16 protein-coding genes and 1 pseudogene are annotated in these 21,927 nt (G+C 41.0%); 5 read left to right on the top strand and 12 right to left on the bottom strand.

Annotation, left to right across the window (positions count from 1 at the left end):
- Window positions 1-150 precede the first annotated feature (150 nt).
- Entirely contained in the window at window positions 151-2,088 is a 1,938-nt protein-coding gene (locus KDK67_RS10315) for a glycoside hydrolase family 15 protein (RefSeq protein ID WP_250868703.1), read from the bottom strand.
- A gap of 172 nt (window positions 2,089-2,260) precedes the next feature.
- Here KDK67_RS10315 and KDK67_RS10310 point away from each other — a divergent pair, with 172 nt between their 5' ends.
- Window positions 2,261-3,418, top strand: coding sequence for a glycosyltransferase family 4 protein (locus KDK67_RS10310; protein ID WP_250868702.1), 1,158 nt, complete (start codon window positions 2,261-2,263; stop codon window positions 3,416-3,418).
- A 447-nt stretch (window positions 3,419-3,865) separates the two neighbouring features.
- Here KDK67_RS10310 and KDK67_RS10305 read toward each other — a convergent pair whose 3' ends face one another.
- Complete coding sequence (locus KDK67_RS10305) at window positions 3,866-4,285, bottom strand: serpin family protein (protein WP_250868701.1); 420 nt, start codon at window positions 4,283-4,285, stop codon at window positions 3,866-3,868.
- Between the two features lie 27 nt (window positions 4,286-4,312).
- Here KDK67_RS10305 and KDK67_RS10300 point away from each other — a divergent pair, with 27 nt between their 5' ends.
- Window positions 4,313-4,480, top strand: a complete 168-nt coding sequence (locus KDK67_RS10300; protein WP_338101256.1) for an ATP-binding protein — start codon at window positions 4,313-4,315, stop codon at window positions 4,478-4,480.
- A 234-nt stretch (window positions 4,481-4,714) separates the two neighbouring features.
- Window positions 4,715-6,229, top strand: a complete 1,515-nt coding sequence (locus tag KDK67_RS10295; protein ID WP_250868700.1) for a catalase — start codon at window positions 4,715-4,717, stop codon at window positions 6,227-6,229.
- A gap of 338 nt (window positions 6,230-6,567) precedes the next feature.
- Here KDK67_RS10295 and KDK67_RS10290 read toward each other — a convergent pair whose 3' ends face one another.
- The 4 genes from KDK67_RS10290 to KDK67_RS10275 all read right to left on the bottom strand — a co-directional run bounded on the left by KDK67_RS10290 (window position 6,568) and on the right by KDK67_RS10275 (window position 10,120).
- Window positions 6,568-7,413 (bottom strand): glycine betaine ABC transporter substrate-binding protein, encoded by an 846-nt coding sequence (locus KDK67_RS10290; RefSeq protein WP_250868699.1) that lies wholly within the window; start codon window positions 7,411-7,413, stop codon window positions 6,568-6,570.
- Between the two features lie 106 nt (window positions 7,414-7,519).
- The gene (locus KDK67_RS10285) at window positions 7,520-8,350 is read right to left on the bottom strand and encodes an ABC transporter permease (protein WP_250868698.1); all 831 of its coding nucleotides are present in this window, start codon (window positions 8,348-8,350) and stop codon (window positions 7,520-7,522) included.
- Between the two features lie 3 nt (window positions 8,351-8,353).
- The gene (locus KDK67_RS10280) at window positions 8,354-9,562 is read right to left on the bottom strand and encodes a quaternary amine ABC transporter ATP-binding protein (protein WP_250868697.1); all 1,209 of its coding nucleotides are present in this window, start codon (window positions 9,560-9,562) and stop codon (window positions 8,354-8,356) included.
- Window positions 9,563-10,021: 459 nt separating this feature from the next.
- Window positions 10,022-10,120, bottom strand: a complete 99-nt coding sequence (locus KDK67_RS10275; protein ID WP_250868696.1) for an ATP-binding cassette domain-containing protein — start codon at window positions 10,118-10,120, stop codon at window positions 10,022-10,024.
- 372 nt (window positions 10,121-10,492) lie between these two features.
- On the opposite strand from KDK67_RS10275, the gene KDK67_RS10270 reads away from it, so the two are divergent.
- The gene (locus KDK67_RS10270) at window positions 10,493-11,368 is read left to right on the top strand and encodes a DMT family transporter (protein ID WP_250868695.1); all 876 of its coding nucleotides are present in this window, start codon (window positions 10,493-10,495) and stop codon (window positions 11,366-11,368) included.
- A gap of 361 nt (window positions 11,369-11,729) precedes the next feature.
- Here the strand turns inward: KDK67_RS10270 and KDK67_RS10265 are convergent, their stop codons facing one another.
- The 4 genes from KDK67_RS10265 to KDK67_RS10250 form a co-directional block, all read right to left on the bottom strand.
- On the bottom strand, window positions 11,730-12,380 hold the full coding sequence (locus tag KDK67_RS10265; RefSeq protein ID WP_250868694.1) for a corrinoid protein: 651 nt from the start codon (window positions 12,378-12,380) through the stop codon (window positions 11,730-11,732).
- Between the two features lie 278 nt (window positions 12,381-12,658).
- On the bottom strand, window positions 12,659-14,086 hold the full coding sequence (gene mtgB, locus KDK67_RS10260) for a glycine betaine--corrinoid protein methyltransferase (protein ID WP_250868693.1): 1,428 nt from the start codon (window positions 14,084-14,086) through the stop codon (window positions 12,659-12,661).
- Window positions 14,087-14,116: 30 nt separating this feature from the next.
- Window positions 14,117-15,652 carry a glycine betaine uptake BCCT transporter gene (locus KDK67_RS10255; protein WP_250868692.1) on the bottom strand — a complete coding sequence of 512 codons (1,536 nt, stop codon included), beginning with the start codon at window positions 15,650-15,652 and terminating at the stop codon, window positions 14,117-14,119.
- Between the two features lie 785 nt (window positions 15,653-16,437).
- Window positions 16,438-17,166, bottom strand: coding sequence for a methyltransferase cognate corrinoid protein (locus KDK67_RS10250; protein ID WP_250868691.1), 729 nt, complete (start codon window positions 17,164-17,166; stop codon window positions 16,438-16,440).
- Between the two features lie 295 nt (window positions 17,167-17,461).
- Between KDK67_RS10250 and KDK67_RS10245 the strand changes: the two genes are divergently transcribed.
- Window positions 17,462-19,153, top strand: a complete 1,692-nt coding sequence (locus KDK67_RS10245) for an ATP-binding protein (protein ID WP_250868690.1) — start codon at window positions 17,462-17,464, stop codon at window positions 19,151-19,153.
- 219 nt (window positions 19,154-19,372) lie between these two features.
- On the opposite strand, the gene KDK67_RS10240 is transcribed toward KDK67_RS10245, so the two are convergent.
- Window positions 19,373-21,751, bottom strand: coding sequence for a PAS domain S-box protein (locus tag KDK67_RS10240; RefSeq protein WP_250868689.1), 2,379 nt, complete (start codon window positions 21,749-21,751; stop codon window positions 19,373-19,375).
- A gap of 57 nt (window positions 21,752-21,808) precedes the next feature.
- Window positions 21,809-21,927: pseudogene (locus KDK67_RS10235) on the bottom strand (site-specific integrase); the annotation flags it as partial.

Genomic DNA, 21,927 nt, shown 5'->3' with positions numbered 1-21,927 from the left:
TGAATTTCTCCACATTGTCCTATGAGCTTCACACCAAACCGTTACCAGTTTCGCATGTCATAGTAGGATTATCCCAAATGGAAGGGATAGCGTTGCCGCAGTTCATGTTTTAACTTCTTGTCGCACTCGGATATCGATAATCAACTGTATTTACTCCAGTGATCTTGCTTTCTCGACAAAGGCCATGACAGTTAGTACAAAAGTGGCATGTGCCCAGGTGAGAGGACTCACACTTAAAGGACTCCCATCAAAAGGATTCAGCTGCTCTGCCAGCATACCGGTCTCTGTGGCTCTATCTGTGACCCACAGTATTATCTCCCTTGCTTTTTGCAGGTCGTCGATGCTCTTTGCCATCTGTATATACCATTGTGCTAGCCATAAGGTACATATGAACCAAGGATTACCTGGAATTATCTCCGGATCGTATTGCGCAACTTCTTGATATTTATCCTTATAGAAGCGAGCGATGCCGCCTACCTCAGTCTTCACTGACAGCATGCTTTCTATACTTTTCATAGTGCTAACCACCCTGGCATCATCGGGGGGGAGCACTCTGAACTGAGATACGGCGTAGAGGCTGGCATCTACGGTCTCATCCCTCGGGTTGATGCTTCGCAGGAACCTCCCCAGTTCCTTATCATACAGGTGATCCTCAATCCCCCCTTTTATTTCCATGGCAGCCTTGTTGTAGCTTTCTGCGAGGTCATTGTCTCCATACATTGTTGCAAACTTGGCAGCACATTTAAGCCCCGCATACACTGTCGAACATGTATAGCTGTGAACCGCTCTTTTCTCCTCCCACAGATTATAACTGGGTTTTGGGAGTCCGGTAGAAGGATCCCTGTACTTGATCATGAACTCGGCGGCCGGTATGATCAATGAGTGATAGGCCGGATCGATGTTCTCGATAGATCTTGTAATTTTATAGTGATTCCACAAAGCCACGATAATAAGTGCTGTGCTATCTTCCTGTATCGGAAGTTGGATATGTCCATCAGGTGTTACCCAAGGCATCCAACCACTTGCAAGGGTGCCTGTAGGATTGTATTTTTGCAGGAAATATCCTTGTTCATGGAGAAGCCCTCTGCAATATTCAAAGAATTTTTGCACAGTCCCAGAGTAACGTGTTATGTCCAGTGCCATGGCGATAAATGCACTGTCTCGTGGCCACATATAACTGTATGAATCCATGTTAAACCTTTCAAGAATATCACTGTCATTGGCAGCTATGATCGCGCCATCGTTATCGATCTGCGATCTTATAATAAGCAGACTGTGCTTGAATAAGTCTCCCACTTTTAGCGGAAGATCAAAAAAATCGTACTTTTCCTTGTTCACCCATGAATAAGAGTGCTGCCCTGCTTCACTCATGATCCTTTCAGGTGTTGTATTAAGGACAAGCTCGTTGAGCCGCTTGACCTCAAAGAAAGTTTTCCCTGTTGCAATCCAGTAATGTATTATTTTTGTTTCTCCCGCTGCCAGATGCTGGGAGAAACGTATTGAACTGTTCACTGCCCCAACCTGTATGGAGTTCATGTTAAGCTCTCCAGACTTAATAACACCAGATTCATCCGTCCCTTTTGGACCTACTTCATACTGGTCAAAGTATGGTGAGCCACTGATAAGGAAGTAGCGTGAGCCCTTGTAATGTATTATGGATCGCAATGCAGGGTCATAGATAGCCGTATCACCATTCGGGTTCTCGTAAAGGGCAATATCATGGCTGAAAAGTAGCTTCATGTCCACATCTATGGTGTCGGTATTGGTTATTGCTATCTTTCGAATGAATACATTCTCATGAGGGTGTACACATTCATTGAGCCTCAACTCAACTTCAAGACGATCATTGCGATAGTAGGTATCAGTTACCAACCTATCATTTTGGTAACCAAGTTTGTGGTTCCAATCATCCCCGATCAGAGAGACCAGACCAAGATTTTTCCCATCCACTTTCACCCCTATCCTACAATGTCGACCATTCACATGGTTCTCATTTCCTATATGGGGGAAGTACATGTCCCGGATGCTTGCATTCATATCAAGATTCACTAGCAGTGATCCGTTTCCAACAACGAGTGGTTTAGGCATTTGAGCGTCACCTTTAATATAGATTCTTACGTAAAAATATGTATCATGAACTAAAGTAGTTTCCTGCTTGATTGGAAATGAAAAATATCGCCATTAAATTATTGGGGTTCTAATTTAAATGGAAAAGATATTCAAGTAGTTGTGACATTATAATGGAATGAAATGTGGGGGTATGGGTACGGTTTTCAGTCTAAAAAAGACCGACTCTGGTGCGAACATAGGTATCCTTTCTTATGAGTATCCGCCAAATTTTTTTGGGGGAGTGGGTATCCATGTAGGTGAGTTAACCAGAAGTCTTGCAATCGGAAATGATCGGGTACATGTGTTTACACCGAATGTACAGGAATCGAACGAACAGTTGGTCCGAAATGTATGGGTACATGGATCAGCAGAACTTCATTATCAGGCATCGAACGATTTTAGTGCGGTATATAAAAAGATACTGACCAACATCAATGTGGCTGCGATGGTGAAGAAACAGTTTTTAAATGACAGTCTGGATCTGTTACACTCGCATGGGGGTTTGATCCAGTTAGCTGCTACCTTATCAAAGCAGAGTACACAGTTGCCATTGGTGATGACAGCTCACAGCATAGATGTCAATAGAACGAGGCCAGATGGGCTGAGCGTCATGATGGAGAAAAATGTGGTGGGCATGGTGGACAGGTTCATTGCAGTATCAAAGTCCATACAAGAAGAACTGGAGCAAACATTTGAGATCGAAACTGATATGATCACGATAATTCCAAACGGTGTGGATACTGAAATATTCAAACTCCAGAATGCGGACGACCTCAAAAGAAAATACAAACTTGATGACCGATTCGTTGTGTTGTTTGTTGGAAGGAATGATCCACAAAAGGGTGTGAGGTATCTGGTTGATGCCGTTCGAAGACTTCAGAGACACATTCCAGAGATAATGTTGGTCATGGTCGGCCAGCCGGATGTATATCATGACAAGCATATCCTCTGCCTTCCACATGTGGGGAAACATGAACTCATTAAATTATATTCTCTCTCCGACGTGTTCGTGTTGCCAAGCATCTATGAGCCTTTCGGTATCGTGCTCATGGAAGCCATGGCATGTGAGACCGCATGCATTGGGTCACGTGTCGGGGGGATACCAGATATAATTGACAACAACAGGACCGGGCTTCTGGTGGAGTCGGAGAGCAGTGCAAGTATCGCAGAAGCGATCGATAGATTGTACAATGATCCGGAAAAAAGGTGCATGATGGGGAAAAGAGGGCGTGAGAGGGTAATATCACTCTTTGACTGGCAAGATATAGCAAAGAAGACTGGAGAGGTATATCAACAGGTGCTTAATTAAAACCAGTTTCTGCTCAGAATGTGCTCAATGTTAACCTATCAGGGATTCGATCCGCACATATGCCTCTAGATTCACTCTTTCTATGTTGCATACGAAACCCAGATAGATCTCTCCCACTCGCATTTAATGTAGAACCAGATATTATTTGCTATACAAGCATATCGGAGCAGAAATTTACTAAGGGGGTAGGCGAGCTATCACAACAAGCAACCATTATCGAATTGTAGAGGAAGTGAAGCTGCACAATAAACTCAAGCCAGTTAGCGAACTACTGAGTTTATTTGAGGATTTCTACAGAGCCATTATTCGCTTTGACCGAAAAATAGAGTATTTATCGGTCAAAAATGCAATTTTCGGTCAACGATATGAATAATTGGTCAACGAATGAAAGAATGAGATTTTGAACTGAATACGGAGGAAGTGAAAAAGATATTGGAGAAAATGTCGTTATGACATTTCCCCATATTCAGGATTCTCAACTTTTCCCATGAAAAGTATGGAACCTGCTCTCTTATCTTCGATGAAGAACATGAAAGGATGGTCTGCTGTAAACTCATACTTGTAGTAAGGTAGTTCTTCTTCCATTACGATTTCTGTTGCAGCTTCAGTTCCTTTTTCATTTACACCGATATATGCTTGATGAACTACTTCAGATATGAATAGACCACCACTGGCACTGATGCCTGAAAAATCAGCCATGCCAGAATCAAAGGCATCAACAATTCCCATGTTCTGCAATGGTTCATTTAATTTAGCCTTTGCCTCAAACGTGAACTTTGGCAACAGGATTTTTACTTCGTCGGAATTAAGGTTATTCTTTAGCTCATTGTAATAACCGAGCGTAAGATCATTTTCAAATATAAACACGATGAAATATTTGATACCTTCAAACAGGTGGATTCTTCAATTGCCAGAAGCTATGGGGGAACTGGTCTTGGCCTTGCAATTGTCAAGAAATTCGTTGAAATGCATGGTGGCGAGATCTGGGTTGAAAGTGAAGTTGGAAACGGAAGTAAGTTCACATTTACAATTCCAATTGATTCTGACAACACATCCTTTTAATTGATTTTAGCCCGAATTTGACTGTCTTTAGTAGACAGCATTTACATTTTGTAAAAGACTGAATACCTGATTATATTCCTCAACACGCACATCTCTAAAAAGATGTGAATCTATTTATAGGCAAAGAACAAATTTATTCTTGGGTTTTGGTGGGTATGATCAAGAATTTAGCTTAGTTATTACTTGATCAGTTTCTTCAATATACCCTATCTATAAAATGAGGAGTGGATTTTTATGAGTGATGAGAAAATTTCCAATTTAACTACTGCTTTTGGAATTCCGGTGGGTGATGATCAGAACAGCCTCACGGGCGGAGAACGTGGACCAGTTCTCATACAGGACGTCCATCTGTTGGAGAAACTTGGTCATTTTAACCGTGAACGCATACCTGAGCGTGTTGTGCATGCCAAAGGTGCAGGTGCTGGCGGCTATTTTGAAGTGACTGCCGATGTGACCAAGTACACAAAAGCCAAGTTCCTTTCTGAGATAGGTAAGCGTACTGAGGTCTTTGCCCGCTTTTCTACTGTAGGTGGAGAAAAAGGTTCTGCAGATGCAGCAAGGGACCCACGTGGTTTTGCCATAAAGTTCTACACTGAAGATGGAAACCATGACCTTACCGGTAACAACACACCGGTGTTCTTCATTCGGGACCCTTTAAAGTTCCCTGATTTCATTCATACACAGAAGCGAAATCCTGCCACAAACTGCAAAGATCCAAACATGTTCTGGGACTTTCTGTCTCTCACTCCGGAATCAATTCATCAGGTCACGATCCTCTTTTCAGACAGGGGTACACCTGCAACCTTCCGCAATATGAACGGATACTCAAGTCACACTTACAAGTGGTACAATGATGATGGGGACTACTTCTGGGTGCAGTATCATTTCAAGACTGACCAGGGTACAAAGACCCTTACCCGTGAGGAAGCAGAGAAATTAAGTGGAACGGACCCTGACCATGCCACCAGAGATCTCTATGATGCCATTGAGAGGGGGGAATATCCTTCCTGGACCCTTGAGATGCAGATCATGACCCCGGAGCAGGCCGAAGAATCTCGTTTTGATATCCTTGATATAACCAAGGTCTGGCCACATGGTGATTTCCCGACCATCAAGATCGGTAAAATGGTACTTAACAGGAATCCTGCCAATTACTTTGCCGAAGTGGAGCAATCTGCATTCAGTCCCGGTAATTTGGTACCAGGTATTGATATTTCTCCAGATAAGATGTTACAGGCCAGGGTTTTCTCTTATCATGACTCCCATGTTCACCGTCTGGGTCCCAACTACCATCAGATCCCTGTGAATGCTCCTAAGAACGCACCAGAAGTCAGCTATCAGCGTGATGGATTCATGCGAATTGATGCCAATGGAGGTGGCGGACCCAATTACTGGCCCAATAGCTTTGGAGGTCCTGCCCCAGACCCTGATGCTCTGAAGCCAGCATTCGAAGTGTCCGGTAAAGCAGACCGCACGCCTTATGGTCATCCCAACGATGATTTTGTACAGGCAGGCAACCTGTATCGTGACGTAATGGATAATCAGGCTCGTGAGAATCTTGTGGGCAATATTGTGTCCCATCTCTCAGGCGCACAAAAACGCATTCAACTCAGACAGACCGCCCTATTCTTCAAAGCCGATCACGATTATGGAGGGCGTGTGGCTGAAGGGTTGGGTCTGGATGTAAAGGAAGTTGAGCGTCTTGCCAATATGACACAAGCAGAGCGTGCAAAAGCTACTGAAAAGTGAAGTAGCATTGTAACAATATTTCAATCTTCCATCGTAGAATTATAAATATCTGATTTTACGGTGGAATATCCAAATTATTTTGTGGATATGTAGAAATACTCATTTGAATAATAAAAATAACTTTGCTATATCTGTCAAGGTTATGCACTAATAACTTGAATTTAATTTCTTTTAGTCAATTCCAGTATTTTTTCACTCAAACTTTGCATTTTTCATTAGAAAGAGTTCTGTAGAGATCCTATACAATAAAAAAATACAAACTGTTCGTAGAAAATGATAATTTCTAATCCTTTATGCCAGATACAAGATTAATAAAAAAAATGATGGAGAAGGTGTATTTATTCTTCTCCCAGCCATTCGTTTACCTTTTCAGGATTGTTCTCTATCCACTTTGCTGCTGCATCCTCAGGAGCCATTCCACTTTCCATATCATGCATCACTGACTGTATGTCTTCATGGGTCCAGTGGAATCTTGTAAGTACATCATAGACCTCTGGCATATCTGCTTCAAGGCCTGTGCGTGCAAGGGTCTCTACATTATCTGCCTGACCAAAGACTCCCTGTGGATCATCAAGGTACTTCAAATCCCAGCGACCAAATACCCAATGTGGAGACCAGAGTGTAACAACGATGGGTTCTTCATCATCGATAGCTTTGCGAAGCTGTGCGGTCATGCCTGCGCTACTGCTTGATACCAGTTTGTAATCCAGACCATAGACCTCGATCACATTTTCGGTGTTCTGCATGACACCTGCTCCAGGGTCTATACCGATGATATCTCCATCAAACATCTCCTTGTTTTCGTTGAGTTCTGCGATGGAGTCTATCTCCACATATGCTGGTACAACAAGTCCCGAAGGACAGTTCTCAAGGTTGTTTCTGACACTGACCAACTGGTCTCCATACTTGTTCCAGTAATTCTCCTGTGTTATAGGTAACCATGCAGATGTTGTAAAATCGAAATCTCCCTGTGCAACTCCCAGATAAAGAGCACCAGCATCTACTGCAATGATCTCAACATCATAGCCCTTTTTCTCAAGAACCTGTTCTATCACATTCGTACTTGCGATTTCGCCGTCCCATAGAACATATCCTACAGTTACTTCCTTTAATTCTGTGTCAGTTCCGTCTTCCTGCTGGACACATCCTGCACCAACAAGGCTTATTGCAACTAGCAATACCATTAATAACGTTTTTATTTTTCCATTCAATATATCACAAACTTTTTTCCTTTTTTTATTTATGGGGTAATATGCGGAAGTTCCGCAATAAAAATAAAAAGACAGTATCTCACTTTGGTGTGAGATGCTGTGTGAACCTGTCAAGTATGATCGCTATGATCACAATTCCAAGTCCTGCTTCAAATCCTTGTCCTATATCTACCCTCTGAATTCCGATAAGTACCTGATATCCCAGACCTCTTGCACCGATCATGGCAGCTATTACTACCATTGAAAGGGAAAGCATGATGCACTGGTTTACGCCAGCCATTATACTTGGCAGAGCAGTTGGCAGTTCCACCTTGGTCAGTTTCTGCCATGGTGTTGATCCAAATGCATCTGCGACCTCGGTAAGTTCCTTTGGTACCTGCTGGATTCCCAGGGTGGTAAGCCTGATGGCAGGAGGCATTGCAAAAACGATCGTTGCAACAAGTCCCGGAACATTTCCAAGCCCGAAGAATATGACTGCTGGGATAAGATAAACGAACGATGGCATTGTCTGCATCAGGTCAAGTAGAGGCTTGATAACGTGGTATGCAAATTCATTCTTTGCTGAAACTATTCCCAATGGTATTGCGATAATTAATGCAAGGAATGCCGATGTGATGACAAGGGAAATAGTCTCCATGGATAGTACCCATAGTCCCATGTTCTCTATCAGGAGCAGGCCAACTGTACTTCCTATCGCAAGTTTTAGGTCCTTCTTGCCGATGAAATATGCAGCTATACCAATTATCAATGCAAATACAATGGGAGGGAACAAGAGCAGGGTATCATTAAGGCCTGATATTATGTAATCCGTTACATCGCTAAATATATCCAGCAATATTCCAAAATCATCTTCGATCCAATTGACCACATATTCCACACCATCTCCTATCGGTATTTTTGGTATAGCCATTGATCACGCCTCCTCGATCGCAAGTGCACCAAGTACACTTCCCCTTACAATTACTCCAAGGAGTTTTCTATCATCCTTTGTAACTGCAATTGGTGAACTGTTTTCTATTATTGGGATAAGTTCGTTCAAAGGTGTATCTGGGTAGGTGACTGTGACATCGCTTGTCATGACGTCTTTTATGGTCTTCCCAGCCTTTGAACCGCTTACTGCATCATCAACTGAAATGATACCTTTCAGATGCTTCTCTCTGTTCACGACAAATATGGATGATATGCCATGTTCTCTCATTAACTGCAGGGCTACTTTTGGACTGGAGTTCATTGATACTACGGGATCGGCACGTTTCATGACCGTTTCTGCAGTGAGTATCTTTGTCCTGTCCACACCTGCCACGAACTTCGACACATAATCATCTGCAGGTTCTGTGAGGATATTTTCCGCAGTGCCGATCTGGGCTATCTGTCCATCATGCATGATCATGATCCTATCACCCAGTTTTAAGGCCTCATCAAGATCATGGGATACGAAAACGATCGTTTTTTGCATCTTATCTTCGAGTGCAAGTAATTCGTCCTGCATCTCGCTTCGTATAAGGGGATCAAGAGCACTGAAGGCTTCATCCATCAGCAGGACGTCTGGATCAGTTGCAAGAGCCCTTGCAAGTCCGACCCTCTGCTGCATCCCTCCACTGAGCTGGGATGTTTTGCTATCTTCATAGCCTTTAAGGCCAACGGTTTCGATAGCTTCCTTTGCCTTAACATCCCTCTCTTCTTTTGATATGCCCTGTATCTCAAGACCATATGCAACGTTATCAAGGACAGTTCTGTGAGGAATGAGTGCAAAATTCTGAAACACCATGCCCATTTTTTTCCTGCGTATCTCTCGCAGTTCCTCAGAATTTGCTGTGGCCACATCCTCCCCATCGAGAATTATGTGTCCGGCAGTTGGTTCTATAAGGCGGTTTATGCATCGCAAAAGAGTGGATTTTCCGGAGCCAGAAAGCCCCATTATCACAAAAATTTCGCCTTCATATATATCAAAATTGACGTTGTAAAGTCCAACGTTCTGTCCGGTCTTTTCAAAAATTTCACTTTTGGAGGATCCGGATTCAATGAGAGAAAGTGCTTTCTTGGGCTTTTTCCCAAAAATTTTAGTTAGGTTTCGTACTTCAATTTTTTTTTCCTGCTTAATATTAAAATCTCCAGTTAACATTGGATACTAGCCCAACGCTGGGTAAAACAGATTTTAGGTTTAAATTAGAGTAGCTCTATTCAGTGAAACCATGTGTTATAATATTTGTGGCTTAATAGAGGCCTAATGATTCTCTCTGAAATTCCATTGCAATACAGTGTAGCATACGATTCCTTGACCACAATGACTTGATCGAACCAGAACTGTATCAGAACATTGTGAATCTCATTATCTGTTCACCGTCTACAGATGCAACAATTCAATAATTATGTAAATATTTAATAACGAAAAGTTCCTTGTATATGTTTGTACCAGATACACAACTTGATGGACGAAGACACGTGGTCATTATCTGCAATTAATGATAATAAACCGAGATTCACTCCGTCCTATATGGTAAATGGATAAAGGGATGAAATGAAATATTCAAAGACTATCCAGAAAGGATTGGACTATATTGCAATAATAAGTGCAACTGAACTATCTCCACTTGTCGAGAATGATGTGTCCATCAGTTGGTTCTATAAGGCGGTTTATGCATCGCAAAGGAGTGGATTTTCCTGAGCCAGAAAGGCCCATTATCACAAAAATTTCGCCTTCATATATATCAAAGTTGACGTTGTAAAGTCCAACGTTCTGTCCCGTCCTTTCAAAAATTTCGCTTTTTGAGAATCCGGTTTCGATGAGAGAAAGTGCTTCCTTAGGCTTTTTTTCCCAACAATTTTAGTTAGGTTTCGTACTTCTATTTTTTTCCTACTTAATATTAAAATCTCCAGTTAACATTGGATACTGGTATATATAGGAGATTTAAAAATCGGATTTTTTGGGCACTAATTTTTTACGAAGTCGATTTTTAAGTCTACTATCCAACAAATCTATAATTCAAATACAGTCTTCTCAAAGAGAAACATATTTCTATGTTTGGTAAGTCAATGAACACGAGAATAACACATGAAAAAACGTTCATATGCTTTAATTGGAACAGGCGCAGCCTTTTGGGCTACGGTCTCTATTTTTGTCAATACCCTTTATGAGGTGGGGTTTTCAGCTCTGGAAATTGTTTTTCTCAGGGTTCTAAGCGCAGCTTTGATAATGTTCATCTATATAGGTTTAACAGACAGGGAACTTTTAAAGATCCGTTTTTCTGATGCCTATTATTTTATCGGGACCGGGATTTTCAGCCTTGTTTTCTTTAACTGGTGTTATTTTATAACCATCCGAGAAGCTTCTGTTGCAATAGCAGCGATCCTTCTCTACACTGCTCCGATCTTTGTATTGCTCATGTCACGCCTATTCTTTAAAGAAAGACTATCTTCGATCAAGATCCTTGCATTGATGGTAGCTATTGTTGGATGCATCCTCATATCTGGTTATCTCCCATCGGGCGGGGGGTTACTATCGACCAGTATGCTTCTAATAGGTCTGGGTTCTGGTTTTGGTTATGCCCTTTACACCATATTAGGAAAAGCCGCCCTTGACAAATATGACCCTATGACCGTTATAACCTATACTTTTGTTGTCGCAACCATTGGCCTTTTTCCCATTAGTGGAATGGAGGCGATCATTACTGCCTCCCATAACATCGACTCATGGGGTTACATATTTGGCCTTGGTTTAGTTCCGACAGTGCTGGGATATATCTTTTATACAAAAGGGCTTCACTACGTTGAGGCCAGCAAAGCATCCATAATAGCAGCAGTTGAACCGGTTGTTGCAACAACTATCGGGGTATCTGTTTTTAGTGAAATACTATCCAGATGGCAGTTTACAGGCATCTTGCTGATCTTATTTGCAGTACTTCTTGCACAAAGGGAAAATAGCAAATGAGTTGGAATCGTAGAGGATCTGAATGCAAATCGTGTTTATGTTGTTATTTTGCTGATCTTATTGCACAATTCACCAGACTGCTGATGGAATTTGAATTTGTAGAATTGCAATATCAGTCAACAAAACTACATATGCATAAGTTCGCTCGACAGCATTTCTAAAGCTATTTGTCATGAAGGCCATCTATTTTTAACTTTGAAGTTTTAAAAATCGCTTAAAAGCTATCCCCCTCATATATTTATTGCAGTGATGAAATGGGAAGTTGTAATACGCAAGATATGAGGAGGATCAAGTTGGGGAGGAGCTGTCAGAAAATAATGGACAGGTACGATCGGACCTATCTTTCATTTGTGACTATCAATCACTCAGCTGCTGCGTTACATTTGACGACTGCGTCAGTTGCGTTCTCAGCATAGATGTCTGAGCCGATCTTGTCTGCCCAGTCCTGTGTGACAGGTGCGCCACCGACCATGGTCAGGACAGTGTCACGGATTCCAGCTTCCTTAAGCTGTTCTTCGATCTGCATCTGAAGGACCATTGTTGTGGTCATGAGTGCGGAAGAACCAACGATAAGTGGCTTGTGTTCCTTGACTGCATCTACGTATGTTGCGATTGCAACGTCCCTGCCGAGGTCAACTACCTTGAATCCAGCGATCTTGAGCATTGTTAAGACAATGTCCTTACCGATGGAGTGGATGTCACCCTCGATGGTACCGATGACGATTGTACCCTTTGATTTTACAGATCCGCCCTCTGCTTCAAGAGCAGGGGTGAGTACTGCAACACCAGCGCTCATTGCTTCGGATGCTGCAATGACGTGAGGAAGGAAAAGGGTACCCTGTTCGAACTGGTCGCCTACTTCGTTCATACCTGCAGTAAGACCGTCCTGAATAAGGGAAACGATATCGATCTTTGCTTCGAGTGCTTCTTCACAAATCTCTTCAACCAGCTCGTCATCGAAATCCATGACTGCAGCTTTTGCTCTCGCGTTAATTTCATCCTGTGTAACCATACTATAATCTCCTTTTTTCAATTTATTTGCCATTTTGCCGCAGTAACTCCTTGTTTTTCCTGCAACAAAACTATTCATCTATTTCACAATATCATTATCAAAACCACAAGTGTCATGATCTTACAATAGCCATTCCACCTTTTCATGTGCAAGATGCACAACCTTTTTGGAACCTTGGCTTTCCCAGAATTAATGAAAGGAAGTTGATACCAATGAATTGGCATCAACGATTTGATTGCTTTTCAGTCAGTATATCAGCTTCTTGGAATAAACCGACTTTATTTTGTTAATTCAGCAATGCGTTTCTCCATAAACTTTTGGAGGGCTTCATCAACAGCTGGATCAAGTTCTGGTGCTTCATAAGTAGCCAGCACGTCCTGCCACTGTTTATTTGCACGCTGAAGAGTATCCAGACCTTCCTTTGCCCAGTTATTATATGGAAGCCTGTCACTTAGCTCAGCATCGCGAAGTTCAAGAGGATAATATTTCCTGGTGTGTTTCTGTGCAAGGAAATGTTCCCCGGGTCCAACTTTCTTGATCACATCAAAAGCAAATGCATCTTCCGAAAAGTCGATACCTTTGAGGTAGCGAAGTACCATGCCTGCAATTTCATCATCGACTACGAATTTCTCATATGACATTGCCATGTATCCCTCAAGTATACCGGCTGTGTGAAGCACATAGTTGATACCGGTAACACCTGCATTCAGGAGCGTCATCATTGATTCATAGCCTGCCTGTGCATCCACGACCTTAGAATCTGTCAGGCCACCGCCACTACGGGTAGGTATTCCATAGTGCCTTCCCATCTGTGCACAGGACGCTGTGAATAGCGCACATTCCGGATTACCTATGGATAATGCACCTGTTTTCATATCTGTGATCGCTGATGATGATGCATAAACTACCGGGGTTCCAGGATTTACGCACTGTGCCAGAGCAATGCCTGCCAGAACTTCAGCATTTTGCAGGGAAAGAGATCCTGCTATGGAGGCAGGACCTGTCGAACCCGCCATTACTAAAGCTGCAATGACAACAGGCTGACCGGCTTCGGCGTAAGCCATCAACGAACCCGCCATATAATCATCAAATTTAAGCGGAGTGATCGAATTGATCAAACAGATGAGAGCCGGCTTTTCCTTAATGGCTTCCCTTCCACCAAAAAGGATCGAGGCCATCTCAATAACATCTTCAGCCCTTTCTCTGTTTGAAGCACTGCCCATGAAGCACTTATCCGAATTTTTGATCGAGCTGTACAGCATCTTCAAATGGCGAATTTCATCAGGTACATCACTTGGATCCGCGATATTGCCTCCGGTCATGTGAAGATTTCCACTGACACCTGCAAGTTTTACAAAGTTATCATAATCTTCCATGACTGACTCACGACGGGTTCCATCAGCTTCGTAAATAAATGAAACACCATATCCAGGCATGAAGATTATGTTATCTCCACCACAAACAAGATCGTTTTCGGGATTTCGAGCATGCAAAGTAAATTGAGATGGAGCTTTCTTTATTTGCTCCTCTATGAACTCTCTGTCAAAATAAACTCGATCTCCTTCAACTCTCTGCCCATTTGCCTTAAAGACCTCAAGTGCAGGCTCGTAGAGGAAATCGAGCCCGACTTCCTCCAGTATCTTCATACTATGTTCATGAATAGCTTCTACCTGTTCAGAGCTAAGTACATCTAATTTTGGCAACATTTAAACACCTCTTGTCATTTAATATATCTTTTAAGAATGGTCCTCTTTCAGAGCTTTCAGCAAAGAATAGCACATTGCCAGTATTATGAACATGAATGGGAATGCTGCTGCGATCGATGCTGTCTGCAAAGCCGTTAGTCCTCCTGTGATAAGCAGGATTGCTGCTACGCTGGCGATCGTAACTCCCCATACACCCTTCACCTTGCCTGAAGGCTCCATACTACCATTAGAAGTAAGCATACCTAGAACGAAAGTTCCTGCATCTGCTGATGTTACAAAGAATCCAATGACCAGGATGATTGCAACGATCGATGTTATCATTGGTATTGGGTAGTTGGATAGAGTGACAAACACTGCTGATGCAAGATTTGTATTAACCGCATCGGCGATTCCGGCTCCACTGAAGATCTCAAGTCCGAGTGCGTTACCACCAAATACTGCAAGCCAGACAAAGCTGAATACTGTTGGTGCAATAAGTGCTCCTGCAACAAATTGTCGGATGGTTCTTCCCTTTGAGATCCTTGCAATGAACTGACCAACGAATGGTCCCCATGCGATCCACCATGCCCAGTAGAATATGGTCCAGCTACCGCCCCAACCTTTCTGTTCGATTGCATCTGTCCACAAGCTCATCGTAAAGAATTCGTTGAAGTATGCTCCAGTGGTACTTGTCAGCAGATCGAGGATGAATGTAGTTGGACCGAATATGAATAGGAATGCCATTAGTCCAAGTGCGAAATAAACTGTCCATTTAGCAATGAACTCAATTCCTTTTTCAATACCGGCAACTGCTGCGCCAGTAAAGAGGATTGCGACCAATGCAATAATTATAACCTGTATAGTGCCGCCGATGGGGACGTTGAACATGAAGTTCAGACCGGTGTTGATCTGCAAAGCTCCCAGTCCAAGGGATGTGCCCAGTCCGAAAACCGTTGCAAATACTGCAAGAATATCAATAGCATTTCCAATAGGACCATGTATGCGGTCTCCAAGGATCGGATAGAAAACTGAACTAATAAGTCCGGGCATTCCTCTGCGGTATTGGAAGTAAGCCAGTGCAAGCCCTACAAGTGTGAAAATACCCCATGCATGCAGACCCCAGTGGAAGAAAACATAACGCATTGCCAATTCAGCAGCTTCGGGGGTGCTGCCCTGCCCAACTGGAGGAGCTAAATAATGATACATGGGTTCGGCAATACTCCAGAACATAAGACCGATTCCCATTCCTGATGTAAAGAGCATAGCCAGCCATGCAAAATCGCTGTACTCAGGTTCATCATCGTCTTTACCTAATTTGATATTGCCGTATTTACTCATGGCAATTCCTATTGCGAACACTAGGAAGAACAAAACTGCAACCAAGTATAACCAACCAAAAGTATCAATCGTAAAACCTAATATAGCGTTGAAAACAACATTAAGTGATTCAGGGTTAATTGCACCCCATAATACGAATGCACCTGCTATTGCCAAGGACATATAGAACACAACTGGATTGATCCTGCATGTTTCTTTATGTGGATCACAAACCAATCCTGCTTCATTCGACGAATCATTTTCATCCATCAGTTCTCACCTCAAATATTATTTGTTTATCAATTCACTTTTTTTAATAAAGTTTCGCATTCGTCCTTTCAGACATCGTTACCTATTCCATGAGGACTTGACATCGTACTGAGAGTTCCCTGGAATATTCCAACCACTTCACACACAATTTTAGATTAGTGGATCATATTTTGTATTTAAGCCAATTTCATGGTTCATCAGAACCTAATACTACGTTTATCGCCACACTATATAAACTCATTTTTTCACATATTCCTATATATAAACATATTTGTTAGGATGGTTTTTATTTTAATTTGAGTTATATAAATAATTGTAGCTATTGAATACGTTTTTATTATTTAGAAAGTCCACTGGCGCTAAAAATTCAGTTGATATAAATGGAAATGTTTATATAATAGAATATCAGGCCCTTTATGCACATTATATAATAACAAATCGATTATAGAGTGTAAGCCTTTTTGCAAAATTATTTTATACAGAAGTGCTAAGTTGCGTTTATTGATGATTTTATGACTACTATAAAAAAAACAAAATGTCATTCAAGCATATACTTTATATATAAGTACATATTTTTTTTAAAAATTGAAAGAGAATAGAGATTGTTACTAATTAAATAATTGATCTTTTTTCACGGCTACTGAAGTTGTATTTGTTCCAGAACAAATATTCAGCCGGAACTATTTCAGTCAGTATATGCATAACTTCTTGAAAAGATACCTACTGTATGATATGCATATCTGAGTATGCAAAGGAAATTGTAAATCGTATTGGAAACACAATTATTATATGTTAAATAACACATATTTACTTCTTAACTCTTTTATGGTTGCACCACTTAGGATATCTTCTGCTATTTCTGGCACATCTGCCCCATCCTCACAATACACACCTAACTCAAGGCTGGATACAAAATCCCTGTTAACTCCTCCTCCGCCGCACAAGAATGGGATTCTTATACCTTCTTCAAGAAGCTTATCGTTAACTTCCTTGAAAGAGTACCTCGCCATAGTTATGAGCGCCGTACCTGTCAACATGATCGGATGTTCCCTTTTTACAGAATCGATCACCTCATTTACGGGAACATCGCTCCCAAGGTCAATTACCTCAAATCCTTTTGCTACGAGAAGTGCAGCCAGAATTTTCTTGCCAATGTCATGAATGTCCCCTTCCACCACATAAGATACAACTTTTCCTTTAAGCTCAGGTGTTTTTCCGGACCTTTCTTTACAATATTCAATTCCATCTTTCATTGCATTTGAAGCCATAATAATATCCGGCAGGTAAAGCAAATCCCTTTCATAGAGTGACGAAACAATACCCATTCCAGCTAGAAGGCCTTTATCAATTAAGGAAAATGGATCGCTTCCGGAATCAATAGCTTCTTTGAGGCAATTGATCACTTCATCTTCATCCCCATTAAAAACCGCTTCTGCGATTTTGCGCTCGGTTGCGTCAGATGGGTAAAGCTCTGCTGCCATCTCCTCAGGCGATATCTTTTTTCCAGTTATCATCAAATCACCGGGGCTGTGGAGATATATACCTTGACAAGATCCCTTGTCAGGGAAAGGTCAGAAAATCTCCATATAGTTAATATGACATATACCGACATCACATATAGGTTTGCATAGTTCCAATATATTCAAGCTGCATTTGTGGCAAATGTACAATTCCCTAATAGATCGGTCATATGGATTTCCTATTGATCGATTCTACAATCCAATAAATATATGTTCTATCTTTCCATAATATAGATAACGACACTTCAGTATATTATTCCATAAATGTTGATCTTAAATTGTGGGGGAAATGATCGAGCGTGATAAATTTTCGAGTTATCTTATTGGACCAAATAAACTTGTAATTTTGGCCATCCTTGTAATCTGCATATTATCTGCATCAAGCTATCCGGTTGATGCCAAAGGAGAAACAATAAAGGTTGGAGTATATCAATATGAGCCGGTGGTATTTACAAATGATGACGGAATTACCGGGGGCTTCTATATTGAGATCCTTGAACACATCGCCTCAAAAGAAGGATGGAATCTCGAATATGTTCCGTGCCCCTGGGCAGAATGCCTTGAAGGACTTGAGAACGGCGAAATCGATCTTATGGTAGCCATAGCATACTCTGAAGAAAGAGGGGAAATATTCGATTTTACAAATGAGGCTGTGGTTTTAGACTGGGGCCAGATCTACACACGATCCGATCTTGAGATCCAATCTATCCTTGATCTTGATCAGAAAACCGTTATTGGTCTTAGAGAGGACATATACTATCTGAGTTTTCAGCCATATTCTGAACAATTTGGAGTTAGTTGCAACTTTATCGAAGCTGATGATTATCTAACAGTGTTCGAATATCTTGAAAATAGATCAGCAGATGCTGGTATTATACCCAAGTTATACAACCCCCTGCAGAAAAAAGACTATGACGTTTATGAAACTCCCATAATATTTTCTCCAATTGAAATGCGGTTTGCAGTACCAAAGGGAAAAAACAAGGAAATTCTCGAAGCCATAGATAAGCACATGATTTCACTGAAAGGCAATAGGGAATCGATCTACTATCAATCGCAAAATAAATGGTTTGGAAGTGTGGCTGAATTTGAGATCCCGGGATGGATTAAGCTGGCAGTTGGGTTTGGAGGAGGTCTATTATTGTTTTTCATAGCTGCAAGTGCTGTCCTGAATACTCAGGTCAAGAGAAAAACAGCTGAACTGTCTGATAAAAATGAAGAGCTAATGGCAGATATCATCGAACGCAAACGGGCAGAAGAGATGCTGCAAAAAGCAAATGAGGAACTAAAATCTCTTGACAAAATGAAGGACGAGTTTATATCAAACGTAAGTCATGAACTAAAAACCCCCCTTGTTTCTATAATCGGCTACAGTGAACTTGTGGATGATAGATCGTTAGGTGAGATCAATGATGAGCAAAAAAAAGCTATGGATACAGTTTTACGTAATTCTGAACGGCTCAGGCATTTGGTGGACTCCCTATTATTCATAAATAAAGTGCAAGCCGGAGCTATTGAATATGCATTTGAGAAAGTTCAGATCGAAGAAATTATTGATGACGTGATCCATGATATGCTTTTGGAAATTAAGAAGGAGCATTTATTGCTTGAAAGAAATGTTCCCGGTGATTTACCTCTTATAAATGGTGATAAAAGCAAATTGACCAGCATCTTAACCAGTCTTTTAGACAATGCGATAAAATTTACACCCCAGGGGGGCTTGATAACATTATCCGCAATTGAAGAAGATAAAAGTATACATATTATGGTAAATGATACTGGAATCGGTATTAAAAAGAATCTGATACCAGACCTGTTCCAGAGGTTTTATCAGGCTGATGCTTCAATCAGGCGCAAGTACGGGGGAATCGGATTGGGGCTGTATATCTGCAAAAATATTGTTGAAGGGCATAAAGGAAAGATATGGATCGAGAGTGAGGAAGACAAAGGTACAACAGTTCATGTGACATTGCCGAAGTGAAAGGTCCAGCTCTTTAGTATTAAGCTGCTCCGGGCTTATTTTTAAGATTGAAATTGAGTTCAATATGAACTTTTTAGAAAATTATGTGATCTTGCTCGTAGAGATCCCACACACTAAGTTCAACAAATCTTCTATAAATCTAATAGTAATTCCCATGTATAGGTTTGCAACAAAAAGGACAAGGAGATGAATGGTCTTTTTCTAACAAGTACTTAAATTTCATCTATTGATAAGCTCACGACCAAGTCCAACCAATACACTTTTTCCATTTAATTTTGCCCTTGTAAATTTGGTTTCTGCCAGGACAGTGTTTCCGTCATATGATTCCATGGGTATATTAGAGATAGCTTTTTTTCCAGCCATAATATCTGCAAGCACTGAAGCTGCTTCAAGTGCCTTATTTTGTGGATAGAGCTTAAGAAGGCTCATACCAGTCAATTCATCTTTCACATAGCCCATGACATCGTCGAAATACTGATTAGTGTAGAGTATACACCCATCCATACCAATAACAAAAAAAAGATCTTCCAAAGAATCGATCAGATATTGGGAAATATCGGTGCTTTTTTGCACTTGTGGCTTATCCCTGATATTACCAATAATTGACCCTGCCTGCATAGAAACAGTTTCGATGGAACTGCGAATATCTGACGGGATCTCAGATTCACTATGGGATGCCAGAAACAACACAGCAACGATCTTCTTGTTATGTTTGATCGGGACTATTGCCATAGCTTTCAGATCTTCGTAACTTAGATCTTCATCTTTATTTAATGCATTTATCTCAGAGTATAGCTTATATATTGGATATTCTGTTGTGAACAATTTGCCATTAATTGATTTAGGATCGTAATACCGTGTGCTTTTTACAAAATTGGCGGACAAACCGCTGTGTGCCACCATGCTTAGTTCCCCAGTCAGATCGTCCATAAGATACAATGCCCCACAATCGATCTTATCAATCTGCAATGTGAACTCAAGCATTTGTTCAAATACGCTTTTCATATCCCCTGCGGGGCTGAAGAAATCTCCGACCTCGGCTTCAATGCGAATGAAATCATTTACATTCTTGCGATCGGTAATATCGACAATAATACCCTGTATGTATTCCACATCTCCCCTTTCATCGCGTTTGTAGATCGATCTTTCATCGACCCATCTAATTTCCCCTGATTTTGTAAATATCCTGTATTCGTATGAGAAATCTATTCCCGCCAGATTGCATCGCAATACTTCCGCTTTTACATTTTCAATGTCTGAAGGGTGTATTAGATCCCCATACAATATATTCCCGGAAATAAAATCTTCTACGGAATAGCCAAATTGGGATATATTCTCTGAAACGAATTCCACCGGCCAGTCATTTTCAGGTCGCCATATAAATATGACTGTAGGGCTATTGTTAATTACATTTACCAAAAGTTTCTGCATTTCCAGTAATTCAAGAAGCTCCCTTTCCCTTTCCTTTTGTTCCCGGATATCCCTTATTATTGCCATATATGCCGGTTTACCCTCGTGTTCGATGATGGATGAATTAAGTTCAGCAGCTATCTTCTCGTTGTCCTTAGAAATTAGTTCTACTTCGTACTTACGAGGTGAAGTCCAGTTCTTAGCCATGTCACCCCTGAAACGTTCGCCTATCATCTTGCGATATCCTTTTGAAAAGAATTCCGAGAAATGCTTACCAATTGCCTCATCTTTTTGATAGCCTGTTACAGACCTAAATTTTGGATTTGAAAAAGCGAGACTGTCGTTTTGAACGATTACGATCATGTCATCTCCTTTTTCCACAAGTGTGGAATATTTTTTTTCGGAGTCCTTAAGTTCTATTTCAGCACGCTTTCTCTCGGAAATATCTCTAATGGTCATGACGACTGCAGGCTTAAATTCATGGTGAATATATGAAAAACTGATCTCTGCAGGAAATCTGTTTCCCTGTTTTGTTAAAAACTCTGCTTCACTATTACGGCGGACATTCATTTTGTCATTTAAGGTCTTGTTGTACCTTTTTGAGATCATGCGCTTATAATCGACAAGCACATGATCCAAAACCTGTCCACCCAGTAACTCTTCTCTTTCATATCCCATAAGTTCACATATTTTAGAATTTACAAATTTTAGAGTATCATCCTGTACAATTATTATTCCATCATTTCCCTTTTCTACAAGTGTGACATATTTCTCCTCTGATATCCTAAGTTCCAGTTCGGCATTCTTATGTTCAGTAATGTCAAGGACAAGACCCCGAATGTTAATTATGTTGCCTTTATTATCACGTATCAGAAGTGATCTTTCTGCAACCCAGTGCAATTTACCAGACTTGCTTATTATTCTGTATTCCAGATCAAGGAACTGCTCATCTTTATTTTCCCCACATTCTAATAACGCAGAGTTGATCTTATCAGTGTCTTCAGGATATATTATGTCACCATACATCATTTTTCCAGATGAGAAATCTTCTTGTGAATATCCATATTGATCGATATTCTCTGAAACGAATTCCACTGCCCAATTGCCTACAGGTTTCCATAAAATTGCAAATATACGGCTATTTTTGTGGATCCATTTCAGTCCAATGTTCTCTAAGTTGGATTTCATATTGATGGCATCCTTACGTATGGCAATATCATATTATCTTTATATATTAGGTTCTCTTTAACATCGAGTGGGTAAACTCAGTTTACCTGCCATCAAGAATATCATTGTATCCCTATACATTTCTGTCTTCAACCCGTACGATCTCTTAAAAGCAGTCTTAATCTTGTTGTTCAATC

The sequence above is a fragment of the Methanococcoides seepicolus genome (assembly GCF_023684405.1).
Lineage (GTDB): Archaea > Halobacteriota > Methanosarcinia > Methanosarcinales > Methanosarcinaceae > Methanococcoides > Methanococcoides seepicolus.
This window is presented reverse-complemented; position numbering and strand designations above follow the sequence as displayed.

Coding starts and splice junctions, on each gene's coding strand:
- KDK67_RS10315 (WP_250868703.1), bottom strand. CDS start 2,088: ATGCCTAAACCACTCGTTGTTGGAAACGGATCACTGCTAGTGAATCTT.
- KDK67_RS10310 (WP_250868702.1), top strand. CDS start 2,261: ATGGGTACGGTTTTCAGTCTAAAAAAGACCGACTCTGGTGCGAACATA.
- KDK67_RS10295 (WP_250868700.1), top strand. CDS start 4,715: ATGAGTGATGAGAAAATTTCCAATTTAACTACTGCTTTTGGAATTCCG.
- KDK67_RS10290 (WP_250868699.1), bottom strand. CDS start 7,413: ATGGTATTGCTAGTTGCAATAAGCCTTGTTGGTGCAGGATGTGTCCAG.
- KDK67_RS10285 (WP_250868698.1), bottom strand. CDS start 8,350: ATGGCTATACCAAAAATACCGATAGGAGATGGTGTGGAATATGTGGTC.
- KDK67_RS10280 (WP_250868697.1), bottom strand. CDS start 9,562: ATGTTAACTGGAGATTTTAATATTAAGCAGGAAAAAAAAATTGAAGTA.
- KDK67_RS10275 (WP_250868696.1), bottom strand. CDS start 10,120: ATGGGCCTTTCTGGCTCAGGAAAATCCACTCCTTTGCGATGCATAAAC.
- KDK67_RS10270 (WP_250868695.1), top strand. CDS start 10,493: ATGAAAAAACGTTCATATGCTTTAATTGGAACAGGCGCAGCCTTTTGG.
- KDK67_RS10265 (WP_250868694.1), bottom strand. CDS start 12,380: ATGGTTACACAGGATGAAATTAACGCGAGAGCAAAAGCTGCAGTCATG.
- mtgB (WP_250868693.1), bottom strand. CDS start 14,086: ATGTTGCCAAAATTAGATGTACTTAGCTCTGAACAGGTAGAAGCTATT.
- KDK67_RS10255 (WP_250868692.1), bottom strand. CDS start 15,652: ATGGATGAAAATGATTCGTCGAATGAAGCAGGATTGGTTTGTGATCCA.
- KDK67_RS10250 (WP_250868691.1), bottom strand. CDS start 17,166: ATGATAACTGGAAAAAAGATATCGCCTGAGGAGATGGCAGCAGAGCTT.
- KDK67_RS10245 (WP_250868690.1), top strand. CDS start 17,462: ATGATCGAGCGTGATAAATTTTCGAGTTATCTTATTGGACCAAATAAA.
- KDK67_RS10240 (WP_250868689.1), bottom strand. CDS start 21,751: ATGAAATCCAACTTAGAGAACATTGGACTGAAATGGATCCACAAAAAT.